This is a genomic window from Pseudomonas putida (genome assembly GCF_026625125.1).
Classification (GTDB): Bacteria; Pseudomonadota; Gammaproteobacteria; order Pseudomonadales; family Pseudomonadaceae; genus Aquipseudomonas; species Aquipseudomonas putida_X.
This window is the reverse complement of sequence record NZ_CP113097.1, coordinates 3,376,295-3,391,190: the sequence shown is the minus strand read 5'-3', so window position 1 is coordinate 3,391,190 and position 14,896 is coordinate 3,376,295. Positions and strand designations below refer to the sequence as shown.

Sequence of the window (14,896 nt, the reverse complement as noted above, 5' to 3'; positions counted from 1 at the left end):
TTCGTTGACGTTACTCAGGCAACCCATCAGCCCAATCGGCAATGGCATCGGCGGTTTCCAAAGGCTTCTCCGCCGGCAGCGCATGGCTTGCATGGGGGATGACCTTGATTGTCACACGGTCTGCGAATTCCTCTTTGGTTTCCATGCGGGAGCGCTCGGGCCGAAACGGGTCTGCGTCAGCCTGCAAGTCCAGAATCGGAGCGGTCCCGCCTGCCCAATAGCTTTCTTTGGGAGTATTGGCACGTGCCTCACGCTGGCTCAAGGTGACTTGCGGGTGCCACCCCGTAAGCCAGGGGCGGGGATCATTGCCTTCCGCGAAGAACGCCAGGCGCAACGCGGCTAGCTTTTCATCTTGGGACGTTTGCTCGGAGTTGATCCGGGTGATGGCATCTGATAGCTCGCTTGGCCACTGACGCGCACCACCGGCGAGCAGCACGATCCCGCGGACAGCCTGTGGGTGATCGCTGGCGATGGTTTTGGCGATCCACTGCCCGTACGCATGCCCGGCAACGATTGCCGGGCCGCCTTCGGCGGCAATCACTTTGGCGAAGTCATCCCCGAAGTCATGGAAAGTCACGTTTTTCATTGGCCCTTTACTGCCTGCCACACCCCTGGGCTCGGGTAAGACCACGCGATAGCCGCGGCGCACCAGCTGCTCGGCCAATGGGGCGAATTCGGCACTACCTCGGCCAGTGGATGCGAGGATCATCACCAGCGGCCCCTGGCCCTGTACCGAGTACGCGATGGTTGCCTCGGCATTCTGGACTGTACGGTGTGCGATGTTGTCCTGCGACCAGGCGGCAGGAGCGAGCGCTACTGCGCACAAGACGCCCAAGGGCGCGACTAATTTCGACAGTTTCATTGAACAGCTTCCGGTTGTGGAGGACGCCTCTGCAGCCCACCCGACAGAGGGTGGGCCGGAGTGGGGAGAGGGTGGAATGCGCTTTTTTAGAATTTGAAGCTGTAGTCGACGATCAGGCGATCCTGTTCGCTGTTGCGCTGGTAATTGCTGCGCATCACGCCATGGCGCCAACGCACACCGAGGTCTTTGAACGTGCCGCTTTGCACCACGTAGCCGATATCGGTATCGATTTCACGCTCGCGGCCTTCCTGCTGGAACCCCACGACCTGGGCGTCGTCGCTCTTCACATAGCGCACGGTAAGGATCAGCCCGGGAAGGCCTGCAGCAGCGAAGTTGTAGTCATAGCGCGCCAGCCATGAGGCCTGGTTCTGCTTGGCGAAGTTGGTGATCATCATCTCTGTGTGCAGGTAGGTGGCAGTACTCTCCAGCTGAGGGTATGCGCCTTTGCCATCGACTTTCTGATAGCCGGCCTGCAGCGTGTGGCCGTTCCACTCATAGCCGAACAGCCCGCTGTAGACCCAGTTGTCGATAGTGCCGGCGTCGCCGGCGCCAGCTTCCTCTGAAGCAAACAGCCTGACGTCGCTGACGAAGCGCCCCGGCCCCGCCGGGAATTTGCCTTTGATGCCGATGAAGTGTTGGCGATAGACGTCTTCCAGCTCACCGATGTTATAGCTGAGCACTACATCCTTGCTGACTGCGTAGTCTGCTGCGGCATAGTTGAAATCCCGGTTATCGGTGCGAGGGTACTGCCCGTTTGCGTAGGCGATACCGATGCCCTGGTAATCGGTCGAGTCCCGATGACGGGCCCGGTCGAGCTTGCCGGCCCGCAGCGTCAGCCCGGTTATCGAGGTGTTGGTCACCTGGGTGCCGCGGAAATCTTGAGGGAAGAGCCGCGTGGTGCTGGGTTGCAACACGCCCAGGCTCGGGCTGATGGTACCGACCAGCACTTCTGTGTCCTGATAGAGCCTGAGCTTCGCTGTCAGCGCGAGTTTGCTGTATTCGTCCTGGGACTCGCGGGCATAGCTGGGGCGACCCGGGCGGCTCTCGGCGTCGCGCGGTAGAAGACCTGAGCCGCTTCGCTCTGGACTTGAGTCGAGCTTGAAGCCGTACATCAGTGCAGCATCCAGGCCCAGCCCGATGTCGCCCTGCGTGTAGCCGGACTGGAAGCGAAAGGTCAGGCCTTGGGCACTTTCCTCAACGCGGTTCTGGCCGCTGCCGTCGCGGTAATCGTTCTGGAAGTAGAAGGTTCTGGAATCGACCGAGGTCTTGCTGTCATCGAGAAAAGCGGCTTGTACGCCTGATGAAACGGCGAAGGTGAGCGTGGTCAGCGTCAGCAGCTGCCGGTTCAGGTTTGTTGTCATTGTTACCTGTCCTATGTGGGGGCATTTCTGTCAGCTGACATTGAGTCAGCCCGCCACAATTACCGGCGAGGACGGCCTAAAAGTCAATAGGCTATAAAAATGACCTATTGACTTTTAGGTCGTCCAGCGGTCTCATGTGACCACAGCAAGCGCCCAGGGCTTGGCTGATAGCCGTACACTGAGCGGCACGCTCATGTGATGGCAAAACCGATAACAACAACAGGGCAACCCACAATGATCACAGCGCGCGAAAGTGCAGATGCCGTCCAGGCTTTCACCGACGAACAGTTCGCCCAGCGGACGTTCGCTCGTGTGAAATGGAAGATCCTGCCACTGCTCATGATCTGCTACGTCTTGGCACTGATTGACCGGAACGTCATCGGCTTTGCCAAGCTCGGCTTCATGACTGACCTTGGTTTCGGCGAGATGGTGTACGGCATTGGTGCCGGCATTTTCTTTGTCGGCTACATCCTTTTCGAGATCCCCAGCAACCTGATGCTGCAGCGCATCGGTTTCCGCAAGACGGTGCTGCGCATCATGATCATGTGGGGTATCGCCTGTGCGGCATTCTCGATGATGCAAAGTGAGACCATGTTCTACATCCTGCGCTTCGCGCTGGGTGTTGCCGAAGCGGGATTCTTCCCGGGTGTGTTGCTGTTCCTGACGCTTTGGGTTCCGCGTAACCGTCGAGCGAGCGTAACGGCGATGTTCATGGCTGCGATCCCTATTTCAGGCATGATCGGTGGCCCGCTGGCGGGCGGCATCATGCAGCACATGGACGGTTTGTTTGGCCTGAAGGGATGGCAGATTCTGTTTCTGGTCGCCGGTCTGCCGGCCTGCGTGATGGGCGTCGCCACCTACCTGCTGCTGGACAACTCGCCCAAAGAAGCCAAGTGGCTTTCCGAGCAAGAGCGCAAGGTCATCCTCGACGAGTTGGCGGCAGATGACACCAGCAACGCCAATGAACACCATTCCCTCTGGGGCGCGCTCCGGGACAAGCGTGTGTATGTTTTGGCCTTCACCGCGCTGGCCGTTTTCAGTGGCGCGGTTGCAGCTGCTTTCTGGGTGCCGACCATCATTCGTAAAACTGGCATTACCGACCTTTTCCATGTTGGTCTGCTGTCGGCGCTTCCTTTCATGGTCGGCGTGATCGCTCAGTATCTTGTAGGCAAGCATTCGGACAAGGTCATGGAGCGCCGCTGGCATGTTGCGGTCTGCTTGAGTATCTCGGCGCTAGGCTGGTTGACCCTGGCCATCCTGCAACCCAGCACAACCGTCTCGGTCATTCTGCTTATTATCGCCACCGCATCGGTTCTGGGTGCGACCGGTCCGTTCTGGACATTGCCCGGCAGCCTGCTCACCGGTAAGGCAGCAGCAGGCAGCATCGCTTTGGTCACCACGCTGGCCGGTGTCGGTAACGTGTTCATGCCGGCGCTGGTGGGCGCTTTGATCGATGTTACCGGCAGCATGGCCGCATCCCAGGCCGCCTATGGCGTGCTGATGCTGACCGGCGCCGCAACGATCCTGCTGGGTACCCCGGCTGAAGCCGGCAAGCCAGTCGTCAAAGCCAACTGATTCGATTCGAGATCTGCACAGGAACGACACACATGCGTGATGTTTTCATTTGCGATGCGGTCCGTACGCCAATCGGGCGTTTTGCTGGTGCCTTGGCGGGCGTGCGCACGGATGACTTGGCCGCTGTTCCTCTTAAAGCGTTGATCGAACGCAACCCTGGGGTAGACCCGAAGGCCATCGAAGAAGTGTTCCTGGGCTGTGCTAACCAGGCGGGCGAGGACAATCGTAATGTTGCGCGTATGGCCGCGCTGCTGGCCGGGTTGCCGGAATCTGTGGCCGGGGTGACGTTGAATCGCCTGTGTGCCTCAGGGCTCGACGCTGTTGGCACTGCCTACCGGGCGATTGCTTGCGGCGAGATGGAGCTGGCAATCGCGGGTGGGGTCGAGTCCATGTCCAGAGCACCGTTTGTGATGGGGAAGGCTGAGGCCGCTTTTTCTCGTGCGCTTAGCATCGAGGACACCACCATCGGCTGGCGCTTCGTCAACCCGGTCATGGCAGAGCAGTATGGCGTCGACAGCATGCCCCAGACCGCGGACAACGTTGCCGCGCACTACGGTATTTCCCGTGAAGACCAGGATGCCTTTTCCAGCCGTAGCCAGGCACGCGCGGCGCAGGCCCAGCTCAGTGGTTTCTTCGCAGAAGAAATCGTCCCTGTGGTCGTTCGCCACCGCAAGGGCGAGCGGATCGTCGCACAGGACGAGCACCCACGCCCGGAAACCACCGTGCAGACGCTCTCGGCGTTGAAGCCGGTCAACGGGCCAGGCAACACCGTGACCGCAGGCAATGCATCGGGTGTGAACGATGGCGCTGCCGCCATGTTCATTGCCAGCGCAGCTGCGGTCGAGCGCCACGGCCTCACCCCGCGAGCACGCGTGCTGGGCATGGCCAGCGCGGGGGTTGCGCCACGGATCATGGGTATCGGGCCTGTGCCTGCCGTGCAGAAACTGCTTGCCCGACTTGAACTCGAAATTGGCGACTTCGATGTCGTAGAGCTCAACGAGGCGTTCGCCAGCCAAAGCCTCGCGGTGGCCAGGGCATTGAACATTGCCGACGATGCCATGCAGCTGAACCCGCATGGCGGCGCTATCGCTCTCGGTCACCCACTGGGCATGAGCGGTGCACGGCTGGTGATGACCGCCATACACGCCCTGGAAAAGCAGGGCGGCCGGCGCGGCCTGGCAACGATGTGCGTAGGGGTCGGCCAGGGCCTGGCACTGGCCTTCGAGCGCGTCTGATGCGATACCTCGAGCCAGGCTTTGCTTGAAGGAAGCCCGCGAGCTCGCCCGGCGGACAGCCCGATTTATCGTTGCTGGCGATGAAGTACCAGGTTTGGTACGAAAAGTAAGGTCATCCAAGATTGTGGGCGCTTGCTTGCCCCGCAAGGGCACTCGCGGCATGGAAGCGTTAGGAATGGACTATGGGCACGGTGAGGTGGTGGCCAACCACTGCCACGCCGATGATCAGCTGATCTACGCCGCCAGGTGATGCGAGTGAGCAGCGACGGCGGCAGGTGGGTGATCTCCTACGGCCACGCGCTGTGGGTTCCAGCGGGGTAAGCCTGGAGATCCGTATGGGAGGCGATGTCTCCCTGCGCACCTGCTGAGCTCGCAGGTCGACCCCTGCCAGATGACCGTGGTGTCCGGCTTGTTGCGCGAGCTGGAAACGGCGCAGCGGATCAACGCGTTCGTAGCGGTGCCACACCCGGCAAGGCTGCGCGCTTGGTTTGAACACTTCTTCGATGAACCCGTGCAGGACCTCACACTCGACAGTCAGGCCAGACTTTTTGCGGCAATCTATGGGTTGGCCTCTTCCCAATCGCTTCGCGTTGCAGTAATCAGCGCATCCCAGTCATCAGCAGGGTTGTCGCGGCCCAGCATCTTCTCGAATACGGCTTAGGGATCGGATTTACTGCCTGCGGAGCGTAGCGTGTTTTCGTCTTTGACCCCTGCATAGACGATGACTTTGGACCTTGAGTCATAGCGAAAGAATAGCCGAAAGCGCCTGCCGATTTTTGCACGGCGCCAATGTCGGTAGGCGGTGCCCAGCGTATTGCCTTGGCGGAACTCATCACGGCCCGGATCGGCAGGCACAGCCTCCAGGATCAGATGGCTCAATGCCCGAAACAGCTTCACGTTGGCGTTGCTTTCAAAACCTTGCGGGTCGTTCTGCTCGGCCCGGGCGGCGGCTTCTTGCAATTTGCGTAGCTGTAAAATCACACCTTCATGGAACAACAGTGTCCAGCCATGTCGCAGCATCAGAGCGCGACCTCACCATCGATATCTTCGTCCAGGTTTACGGAGTGGTTTGCGTTGGCGAGCATGGTGTGCGCCAAGTCTTCCGGCAGGGTGGTGAGGTTGCGTCCGCTTCGGATATCAGCCTCTAGCAAACCCAGGAATGCACCGATGGCAGGGTCTTCGTGGGTGGTCTCTACGCGGCTGACCACGATTTCGCCCCCGCGTACGTCGAATGCGATCTTGCCTCCAGTGTCTATGCCCAAAAGCTGGCGAACGGATTTGGGCAGTGTGATCTGCCCCTTCGAGGTTAGCGTTGCGATTTCGTGGATGGCAGGCATGTGCGTTCTCCCGGATGTATTGATTGCAGGGTAAGGAATAATCCTTACTTGGTCAATCTTGGTTTTCTGCTGACCAAGCATAAGCAGGGTGAAAGCTCGGAAGCACATCCGGATGAGTTACACCACCTCCTGGGACACGATCCAGTAAATGTCACGAAGCATTGGGCGCGACAGACGCTGCGATCGCGCAAACGGAGGCAGCGCTTGAGTCGTGCCAGGCAGGGAAGTATAGGGATGCGTTGTCGGGGAGGTTGGAAGAGCTGAAACGGCGAGCAAGTACCCACTGACCGAGGACTTAGAATTGCCTCGGGCCATTCTCAAACGGCTGCATTTGTCCGATTTCTGCCGATGGACACAGGCAGCCATCGGCCGACTTCAGGCGGTCTAGGACAAAGCCCTAGAGGCTGTCAGGGTCGCCAAAAAACATTTGGATATTCATATAAATCAAAAGGTTATGAGCGGAAAATTGGATTTGTACCCCCAGATGTACCCCTTTCAACAGCAGCTACGAGTGGATGCCAGTGGACGCAGCGAGGAGGGATCGGTTTCAAAAGTGCGATCCCTCACCCACTCGCGCTATGCATGCTTTGGGCTCGTCCCAGTCGCTACGCGTCGCAGCAGTCAGCGCATCCCAGTCATCAGGAGGGTTGCCGCGGCCCAGCATCTTCTCGAAGACCGCGTAGGGATCGGATTTGCTGCCTGCGGAGCGTAGGGTGTTTTCGTCGTTGACCCATGCATAGACGATGACCTTGGACCTTGAGTCGTAGCGAAAGAACAGCCGAAAGCGCCTGCCGATTTTTGCACGGCGCCAATGTCGGTAGGCGGTGCCCAGCGTATTGCCTTGTCGGAACTCATCACGGCCCGGATCGGCAGGCACAGCCTCCATGATCAGATGGCTCAATGCCCGAAACAGCTTGACGTTGGCGTTGCTCTCAAAACCTTGCGGGTCGTTCTGCTCGGCCCGGGCGGCGGCTTCTTGCAATTTGCGTAGCTGTAACGTCACACCTTCATGGAACAACAGTGTCCAGCCATGTTGCAGCATCAGATCGCGACCTCACCATCGATATCTTCGTCCAGGTTTACGCAGTGGTTTGCGTTGGCGAGCATGGTTTGCGCCAAGTCTTCCGGCAGAGTGGTGAGGTTGCGGCCGCCTCGGATATCAGCCTCTAGCAAACCCAGGAACGCACCGATGGCAGGGTCTTCGTGGGTGGTTTCTACGCGGCTGACCACGATTTCACCCCCGCGTACGTCGAATGCAATCTTGCCACCTGTGTCAATGCCCAGTAGCTGGCGAACGGATTTTGGCAGTGTGACCTGCCCCTTCGAGGTCAACGTGGCGATTTCGTGGATAGCAGGCATGAGCGTTCTCCGGATGTACAGGTTGAGTGGTAAGGAATAGTCCTTACGTAGTCAATCTTGAGTTCTGCTGATCGGGCACAAGTAGGGTTAAGGCTCAGAAATTTAGCAGGATGAGTTTCACTGATTCCCGGGACACGAGGCTCGATACCTTGCGGGCAGGAGAAAGACAGCAAATGTGATGTCGGTACGCTCACATATTAGCTCGCACTTGACGGAAAGATTGTTTTCAAGTCCGCTTCACGAGGATGGCTGCTTGCCAGTATTTCCATGCTCGACATATTCTCCGTCCAGTATTTGGCTGCTGACGCCGTCCAGCATGTGCCTTCGACCCGATCCGGATCGGTAGCGCTCGTGAAGGTCGATGCGACTTTGACTTCGGGTCAGGAGGGGTATCCAACCTGGCCGACCTCAAGCACTGAACGGAGCGTGAATTTTTTCCGAAGAAGAACGGCGATCCCTGTCGATCAAACGCATGATTCTGCACGTCGTTGGCAGCAAGGAGTTCCACGCCGTGCCGGAGCGGGAGCTAGAGGAGGAAAGCTTCTTTATCGGTAAGATCCTGGACATGGCGGCGTCGCTGGTTTTCCGCTTCAAGAGCGTATCGACCACCAGTAATCAAATCGAGGCAGTTGCCAACCGTGCCGTCACCTTTGAATACGGTGCACAGAAGCTGGCTTTGAGCTTTAACTCCCAGCGCATGTTCACGAGTGCTGATGGCGTACTGTGCATGTTCGAGTTGGCGGTGGACGACCCGCACATCAAGATCTATAGCTTGATCAAGTACGACTACAACCTGGCACTGGAGCAGAGGCTCCGGTGAGGTTTCAAAGGTTTTCATACATACAGAACCTAAAGCATTTTGCAAAGAGCAACCAGAAAGCCATCAGTAGCTTAATATGTGTAGCCAGTGAAGGAGGGCCCTAGTGCCGGGCTTTAAAAAGGAGCGGGAAATTTGATTACGACACACATGGGCTCCTTGAGTGCCGCTCATAGGGGCTATGCCTACCAAGATTTGGTTACCGCATACTTATTGGTTCGAGCACTTGTTCACCAGCATGAAGCGGTCATCGTGGATCGTAAAACTGTCGAAGACGACCGCTTCGACGATCTTGAGGTGACGGCCAATGGAACCAGAATCCGGCGCCAGCTAAAGTCCAGCCTGAACCCCGACGTCGCACTGAAGCTTCAAGATTTCACAGGCCATGCCTCCTCTCTTCGATTTGACCGTTTGGTTCAGACGTTCACCCAAGCAGGCATGGACGCAGCTGACGAGTACAGGCTCTGCGCGACCTGGCAGCCCCCTGTTATAGCCGACGCGTTGTCCGCTTTATTTGAAGTGTCAGAAGCCGCTGGCACGTTCGCAGGGTTTACTACAAAGCGATATCGCATCGATTCAGCTCGAATATGGCCAGATGCCGAAGGCCCAAGACTCTCGGTACTCTGCCCCTCCAAGGAGGGCCCAGCACCGCTTACCCGAGATCAGGTTGTCGCTTTTTGCGAGCGCTTTATCATTGAACTTGCTTTGCCCTCAGCAACGCTTGATCTTGATAGCCCCGGCCCGTTAGAGGATTTACTGCTCGACTTGTTGAAGAAGGATGTTGGAATAGGGCGATACCCCAACGCCGAAAGACGGCCTGAGGATGTTGCAGCGTTAGCTATTCACATCGCCACCAACGCGCGTATTCAAGGCGAGAGGCTGACCCCTGGGAACGTAGCCAGTCGTTTGATGCTGCGCACAGATTTCGGGCGAGTACTTCAACAGTTCCCGATTGATAATTCTGTGCTACAGCTGCGACCGCACGTTCGCGACGATCTGGCTGAAACGGTGCTGCAGGGAGGCGTTCATTTGATCCTTGCTGGCCCCGGATCAGGTAAATCTTGGGAGTTGACGCAGCTTGCCGATTTTCTGCGAAATCGCGGTGTTGTTGTAGCGCAGCATTACTGCTTCCTTGCCCCTGGAGACGGCTTGGCAGAGAAGCGGGTTAGCACCAACATCCTGTTTGCAAATCTTCTGGGGGACATCCAGGACTGGTTGAGTGAGCAAGAGAGCGTCTCTGCTCGGCAGACCTTTGCGGCAGGAGCTGATGTCCTTGAAGAAAGCCTGCAGCAAGTCGCTGAAAGCGGCTCCCGAGTCGTCATTATTGTCGACGGTCTGGATCACATTGCGCGAGTACGCAGCACCTCGCAAAGCCTAAATGATAATGAAACGGATATCGTAGAGCGCTTATCGACACTCGCGTTACCTGAAGGTGTATCGCTTGTCATTGGCTCTCAACCTGGCGAGCACCTTGATCCTCTCCGAGATCGTTTCAAGGACTCACTGCACCAACACACCCTTCAAGCGTGGCAACGCGAGGAGATATTTTCTCTGTGTGATAAGCACGGCGTTTTACAAGCATTTGAAGACGTCGCCATTAGCGACCAAGGTGAACGAGACGAGTTACTCACCTTACTGGCGTCGAAGGCCCAAGGAAACCCTCTCTATACCCGCTATTTGTCGGTTGGCCTCGCTGAGGGGTTAAAGAGCGGGCGCATTCAAGCGCCTCATGAATGGCTATTGTCAGCGCCAGCCTTTGACGGTGACATTACCCGTTACTACCAACACCTGAACCTGACCGCCAGCCGCAACAACGTCCCCGTGGCTAATATCCTAGGTGTGCTTGATTTCTCGGTGACAGAGGCAGAGCTGAAAGAAATTGTCGGGAGCTTGATGCAAGACTATGTTCCCGAAGCGCTGGCCATGTTGTCCCCCATCCTTTCCCACGCCACAGGTCAAGGCGGTGTACGGATATTTCATGAGAGCTTCAGACGCTTCATTCTTGACGAGTTACAAGCCGCAGGCAAAAGCGTTCGCAATATCCTGAATCCGGTCATCGTCTGGCTAGAATCCAAAGACTTTTTTCAAGACGCTCGCTCATACCGCTTTTTGCTTCCTTCTTTGCGCCGAATGGGGCGGGACGATGAGATTTTGGAGCGGGTCTCTGCCACCTTTGCGCGTGACAGTCTCATTCATGGACACTCTAGAGCGGCTATTGAAAATGGCGTCTCGCTTGCAGCGGACATTGCGGCAAGCAGCGGAAACTGGCCAGTGCTGCTCAGGTGTGCTGAGATCTTCCGTTCACTCGACATGTGCTTTGATGAAGGTACAAATCGCTGGCATCCGTATTGGGTCACCTACCAGGCGCTACATGGGCCGCATGCTCTCGCGCAACGCATGCTCTTCGATGGAGAACCAACTCTGGATGCAACTCAAGGACTGCTCGCGTGTGAGGCGGTCGAGGCCCAAGGCGCAGTGGCACCCTGGGCGGAATACCTTGAGTTATGGTTTGACGACCAGCGCAGCAGTCACTCTGATCATTTCGATCCTGAGGCTTGTCTGTACGAGGAGGAAAAGGTTTACCTGGCGTCGCTGCGAGGACAACTGCGCTTAGGGCATACGTTTGGTGTCGCCCGAGAGGTTTGTGATCAGTTGTATTTCGAGGAAGAACTCAAATTCATCTTCGTACGTAGCCTTTCGAGCATGCTCGCTCACGAGCTACCTATGTCTTCCGTTGAACGTCTCGCTGGGCGAGTGCGCATTCAATCTGACCAGCGATTCGGCTTAAGTGATGAGCGTGCTTGTGCGACTTGGTTGGGGCTGTCGGACGTCGCATGAGAGGCGAGCAACTTTGTGGCGGCGGCAGATTACGCCAACAACGCGCTGCGTCACGCCGAAGGAGCAGAGCAGGCTGTATGGTGTCTGGAGCGAGGGGGTTCCATTGAAAATGGCCAGCCATTTTTGGTTGAACCATACACTCTAGACATTGCTCTGCACGACAATGGCCACCTACACAGCACCCAGCCAGTTCGCGACTGGGTTGCATCCATACGCCTACATGCCTTAACGGGCAATTCACAAATCCTGGACGCGGAGCGGCATCGTGTCGAAGGGGACGGCTGGTACCGTTGCTGGCTGCGTTTCGTGATAGCAAGCGCAGAAGCTGAAGCGGCGGCCCTCCAAAACAGTCCATCTGACTCTAGTGCCGTTTTTGCAGAGCTTCTCGGGGATGTTCGTCCGTTCGTGGGATCTCCTCGGGCATGCGATCTGTATCTCATCCATTCAGTTATAGCTGAGAGCCTGGCCCGAGCACTGCGTCTCCCCAGAACGCTGGAGGAGTGGGACTACGCCATTTCCTCCATATCCGAGGTTCGTCTGGGTATTGCGACCCAGATGGACAGGGAAGACGGCGGGGCCATTTCGGCCAATACTTTTTTTTCGATACTGATTCCCTACGCTAAACATGAATCAGCGTCGCAGTTGGTGGTCGACGCTTTAGATCGTGAGCTCGTGGCAGAGGAGAGAGACGGCGGTACTTACTACAGCAACCATGCCGAGTTTTCCATGCGGGTGGCACAGGCGTTAGCAGTTGCAGGGCAACCTGAGGCGGCAGCCAGTTATTGGGGGAACTCTTGCGGGTTTCTACTGGGGTACGGGTTTCACAAAGACACCTCTCTGTTTGACCTGATCCAGAGTGTGAGCGCTTTGAAGAGAGGGTCTTCCACCGCAGCGCTTGATGGCTTGACCAAGTTGCAGCCGCTCGTGCGAGCAGTGATGAATCATACCGATGGCAGAGAAACACGCCATGCACCGAATGCCTGGTTCAGTGCACTCATGGCTGTTGACCCAGTACGCGGTGTTCGGCTTTTAGCATCGACATTGGCACGTGAACGTGGGGGGGAGTCCTGGATCACGGTCGCCGCACTGACGAGTGTATTGAAGAGTCTTGCTGAAACGGCGGATCCGCTCTTGCTCGATGGAGTATGGAGCTCAATCTTGTTCGAGGTTGATTACGACGGTGGCGCCAGTAAGCTTGTCATGGAACGGCTAGTTCCTCTTGAACGGCTTATCCCGAACAGCCTGTCCTACGTCCAGGAGCGATTCACACAACTATGTGCAGAAGTGTTAGATGATGCTATGCGGTATCGGGTCGATGCCGTGGAGCGGCTTCTAAAATTTGCATCAGAGCATGCGCTTACCGTTCCAGCAGCCCTGTGTGATTACCGTCATCCCACGCCGATAGTGCGCAGTGAAAGCAGATCTCTTAAGAACGACACGGCAGGTGAGGAGCTTCGTCCCGCCTTTCCTCAAACGCGAAGCTATGTGGATGTGCTGTCTACGCTTCGCAGATTAGGTGCGACGAAAATCTCGGATTCCGAGATCGACGGGGTGGTAACACTACCTCTGGCTTATATCATCAGCGAAATGGTCGAAGCAGGCGATGAATTAGCAGCCCGACGACTGATCCACTTTTATGTGCACGATACGGATTACTGGTTCCGGGATCGTTATCAGGCCATTAACGGCCTGGCTGAAGCGCTTGATAACGCCGGTCATGTACAACTGGCCGCCATCACCTACGTGCTTGCGTATAGCTGTGCAAAAGGCGGCGGTGGCTGGCATAACGTAGGCGATCGTAAGCACGCAGCTTCGGTAGACAGAGCGCTTGAGCTTGATCCTGCGCAAGCCAGGGAGGTGCTAGCAGACGAGACGGCCCGTAAGCTGCGGTCTGGCAATGTTCATGGTGTGACGCAACGTCTGGTTGAGCAACTTGCCGAATGGGAGGTTCCCGACATCGCGTCACAAGCATGGGCCGAGGCCTTCAACGTGATGGAGCGCCGTTTGCCTTTGCCGGGACGCTACCTTGGGTTTGAAAGTCTTGAGGCAGACGATTGCGACTGGTCAGTGGAAGAGGCCTTGATCAGCCTGCTCCTGAATCGCCTAGGCAATCCGGTCTTACCACGCAAAGGGCTGGTTTTGAGTGCTATAGCACGTCTGCTACGCGATCGAACTCATCTATTCGCTCGTCCGTTGAGCCACTGGCTACTGGCCGATACATCAGTGTCCTCGCTGCATCTAATGCTTCGCGTGTTGATTGAGTCCCCGGTGGACCTATCGAACCTCATTACTGATGTCAGTCCCGAGCTTATGCTATGCGCCGAGTCCGACTCATGGGCAGTGGCGAGGATGGCTCGAGCACTTCTAGCCAGAATAGATGTGACTGTTGCAGACAGAACCGAATCCACGATGTCTTCCAGCCCGGTCGTCCATCAACCTTTGCGGATGATCGCAGCACTTGAGCAGTATGAAGTGATGGAATTTCTGTCGCAGTCCTGGCCTGACCTGCCGTATATCCTCGAGGAGCGTCTGAATAACATTGCGTGGCGTGATTCTACTCCGGGTCGCGAGCGATGGCAGCTCAGCGCCGGCCGTAATGGTAGTGCACGTCTTTCAGCCCAAGTTTTGCTTTGGCAAATGGAAATCTATCTATCCATTCTTGATTCTATCCTCGTTAGCCTTCCGCGTCCTGAAGGGCTACCCGAAGGCTTCGAGTCAGAGTTGGACGAGGAGATCCTGCGCTATATCCTACCAAATATCCCTGCGCACTTGATGGCTGTCGCCAGCAGGACACCGCGCCCTAAATGGGAACCCAGTGCGCGCAATGGTCTCAACCCGATCGTCACGGTCGCTGACGATGATCCTGAGTACAGTGGTTGGATTCGACTTGGTTTCTATGAGGTGGAACATCCTCAAAGCTCGCGGACTAAATCGGGGCGGCAGCGAACGACCACCCGCATGGGGGGGATTGTTGCAGTGCATCCTGATGAGAGTGTCCCTCCCAATGCGTTTCCTTTCAACGAAGGTCATATCGAAGATTGGATGATCATTACGGGTAGTCCGGATGAGATAATGGACGAGCGTGGTCCTTGGTTAGTGAGCCTGAGCCCAATTGAGGACTGGCTGGGAAGGGCTTCATTACTCGTCCCTCCGGCAAGCCTTCAAATGCTTGCTGATCTGCACCATTGTGCATACGCAGGCTCCATGAAGTGGGTAGATGCTGCTGGAAACCTCGCGGTGGTTCAACGTACTTGGCGAGTGCATAGCGATCAGATTTCGATTCAGGACTCGTACTGCATAGAGGGGTGTGACGTACTGATGCGACCGGATCTAATACCCATACTTCACCAAGCATATGGGCCTTGGTTAGCGGAATTGAGTCAGGTGATGTGACCTTTGTCGTGCACATAGACTGGGAGCATACCTTCTCGTCCGGATGGGGTAGTCAGTGAGGGCTACTGGCCGGTTGAAATCCACAGTCGTTTGCTGCCATTCGCGACAGACCGATTTCG

At 56.9% G+C, this 14,896-nt stretch carries 11 protein-coding genes and 1 pseudogene; 6 read left to right on the top strand and 6 right to left on the bottom strand.

Features of this window, described 5'->3' with window-relative positions:
- Positions 1 to 10 precede the first annotated feature (10 nt).
- Positions 11 to 862, bottom strand: a complete 852-nt coding sequence (locus OSW16_RS15500) for an alpha/beta fold hydrolase (RefSeq protein WP_267816527.1) — start codon at positions 860 to 862, stop codon at positions 11 to 13.
- A gap of 86 nt (positions 863 to 948) precedes the next feature.
- Positions 949 to 2,223, bottom strand: a complete 1,275-nt coding sequence (locus OSW16_RS15495; protein ID WP_267816525.1) for an OprD family outer membrane porin — start codon at positions 2,221 to 2,223, stop codon at positions 949 to 951.
- A gap of 234 nt (positions 2,224 to 2,457) precedes the next feature.
- Here OSW16_RS15495 and OSW16_RS15490 point away from each other — a divergent pair, with 234 nt between their 5' ends.
- The 3 genes from OSW16_RS15490 (at position 2,458) to OSW16_RS15480 (ending at position 5,694) form a co-directional block, all read left to right on the top strand.
- Positions 2,458 to 3,798 carry an MFS transporter gene (locus OSW16_RS15490; protein WP_267816523.1) on the top strand — a complete coding sequence of 447 codons (1,341 nt, stop codon included), beginning with the start codon at positions 2,458 to 2,460 and terminating at the stop codon, positions 3,796 to 3,798.
- A gap of 32 nt (positions 3,799 to 3,830) precedes the next feature.
- The gene (pcaF, locus tag OSW16_RS15485; protein WP_267816521.1) at positions 3,831 to 5,033 is read left to right on the top strand and encodes a 3-oxoadipyl-CoA thiolase; all 1,203 of its coding nucleotides are present in this window, start codon (positions 3,831 to 3,833) and stop codon (positions 5,031 to 5,033) included.
- A 391-nt stretch (positions 5,034 to 5,424) separates the two neighbouring features.
- Positions 5,425 to 5,694: a hypothetical protein gene (locus tag OSW16_RS15480; RefSeq protein WP_267824171.1), complete on the top strand. Its 270-nt coding sequence runs from the start codon at positions 5,425 to 5,427 to the stop codon at positions 5,692 to 5,694.
- Here OSW16_RS15480 and OSW16_RS15475 read toward each other — a convergent pair.
- The 4 genes and pseudogenes from OSW16_RS15475 to OSW16_RS15460 form a co-directional block, all read right to left on the bottom strand.
- Positions 5,592 to 6,053 (bottom strand): annotated as a pseudogene (locus tag OSW16_RS15475) (type II toxin-antitoxin system YhaV family toxin). The gene OSW16_RS15480 and the pseudogene OSW16_RS15475 overlap by 103 nt on opposite strands.
- Positions 6,053 to 6,370, bottom strand: a complete 318-nt coding sequence (locus OSW16_RS15470; RefSeq protein ID WP_267816519.1) for a type II toxin-antitoxin system PrlF family antitoxin — start codon at positions 6,368 to 6,370, stop codon at positions 6,053 to 6,055. The pseudogene OSW16_RS15475 and the gene OSW16_RS15470 overlap by 1 nt, the downstream one beginning before the upstream one ends.
- Positions 6,371 to 6,917: 547 nt before the next feature.
- On the bottom strand, positions 6,918 to 7,412 hold the full coding sequence (locus OSW16_RS15465; RefSeq protein ID WP_267816517.1) for a type II toxin-antitoxin system YhaV family toxin: 495 nt from the start codon (positions 7,410 to 7,412) through the stop codon (positions 6,918 to 6,920).
- On the bottom strand, positions 7,412 to 7,729 hold the full coding sequence (locus OSW16_RS15460; protein ID WP_253096173.1) for a type II toxin-antitoxin system PrlF family antitoxin: 318 nt from the start codon (positions 7,727 to 7,729) through the stop codon (positions 7,412 to 7,414). Before OSW16_RS15460 ends, OSW16_RS15465 begins: the two co-directional genes overlap by 1 nt.
- A gap of 472 nt (positions 7,730 to 8,201) precedes the next feature.
- Between OSW16_RS15460 and OSW16_RS15455 the strand changes: the two genes are divergently transcribed.
- The 3 genes from OSW16_RS15455 (at position 8,202) to OSW16_RS15445 (ending at position 14,777) form a co-directional block, all read left to right on the top strand.
- Complete coding sequence (locus OSW16_RS15455; protein WP_267816513.1) at positions 8,202 to 8,549, top strand: hypothetical protein; 348 nt, start codon at positions 8,202 to 8,204, stop codon at positions 8,547 to 8,549.
- Between the two features lie 132 nt (positions 8,550 to 8,681).
- Positions 8,682 to 11,384, top strand: coding sequence for a hypothetical protein (locus OSW16_RS15450; protein WP_267816511.1), 2,703 nt, complete (start codon positions 8,682 to 8,684; stop codon positions 11,382 to 11,384).
- A gap of 15 nt (positions 11,385 to 11,399) precedes the next feature.
- Positions 11,400 to 14,777: a hypothetical protein gene (locus OSW16_RS15445; protein ID WP_267816509.1), complete on the top strand. Its 3,378-nt coding sequence runs from the start codon at positions 11,400 to 11,402 to the stop codon at positions 14,775 to 14,777.
- Positions 14,778 to 14,896 lie beyond the last annotated feature (119 nt).

Bases quoted from the DNA above. Each gene is read 5' to 3' on its own strand.
- OSW16_RS15500 (WP_267816527.1), bottom strand. From the start codon at position 862: ATGAAACTGTCGAAATTAGTCGCGCCCTTGGGCGTCTTGTGCGCAGTA.
- OSW16_RS15495 (WP_267816525.1), bottom strand. From the start codon at position 2,223: ATGACAACAAACCTGAACCGGCAGCTGCTGACGCTGACCACGCTCACC.
- OSW16_RS15490 (WP_267816523.1), top strand. From the start codon at position 2,458: ATGATCACAGCGCGCGAAAGTGCAGATGCCGTCCAGGCTTTCACCGAC.
- pcaF (WP_267816521.1), top strand. From the start codon at position 3,831: ATGCGTGATGTTTTCATTTGCGATGCGGTCCGTACGCCAATCGGGCGT.
- OSW16_RS15480 (WP_267824171.1), top strand. From the start codon at position 5,425: ATGACCGTGGTGTCCGGCTTGTTGCGCGAGCTGGAAACGGCGCAGCGG.
- OSW16_RS15470 (WP_267816519.1), bottom strand. From the start codon at position 6,370: ATGCCTGCCATCCACGAAATCGCAACGCTAACCTCGAAGGGGCAGATC.
- OSW16_RS15465 (WP_267816517.1), bottom strand. From the start codon at position 7,412: ATGCTGCAACATGGCTGGACACTGTTGTTCCATGAAGGTGTGACGTTA.
- OSW16_RS15460 (WP_253096173.1), bottom strand. From the start codon at position 7,729: ATGCCTGCTATCCACGAAATCGCCACGTTGACCTCGAAGGGGCAGGTC.
- OSW16_RS15455 (WP_267816513.1), top strand. From the start codon at position 8,202: ATGATTCTGCACGTCGTTGGCAGCAAGGAGTTCCACGCCGTGCCGGAG.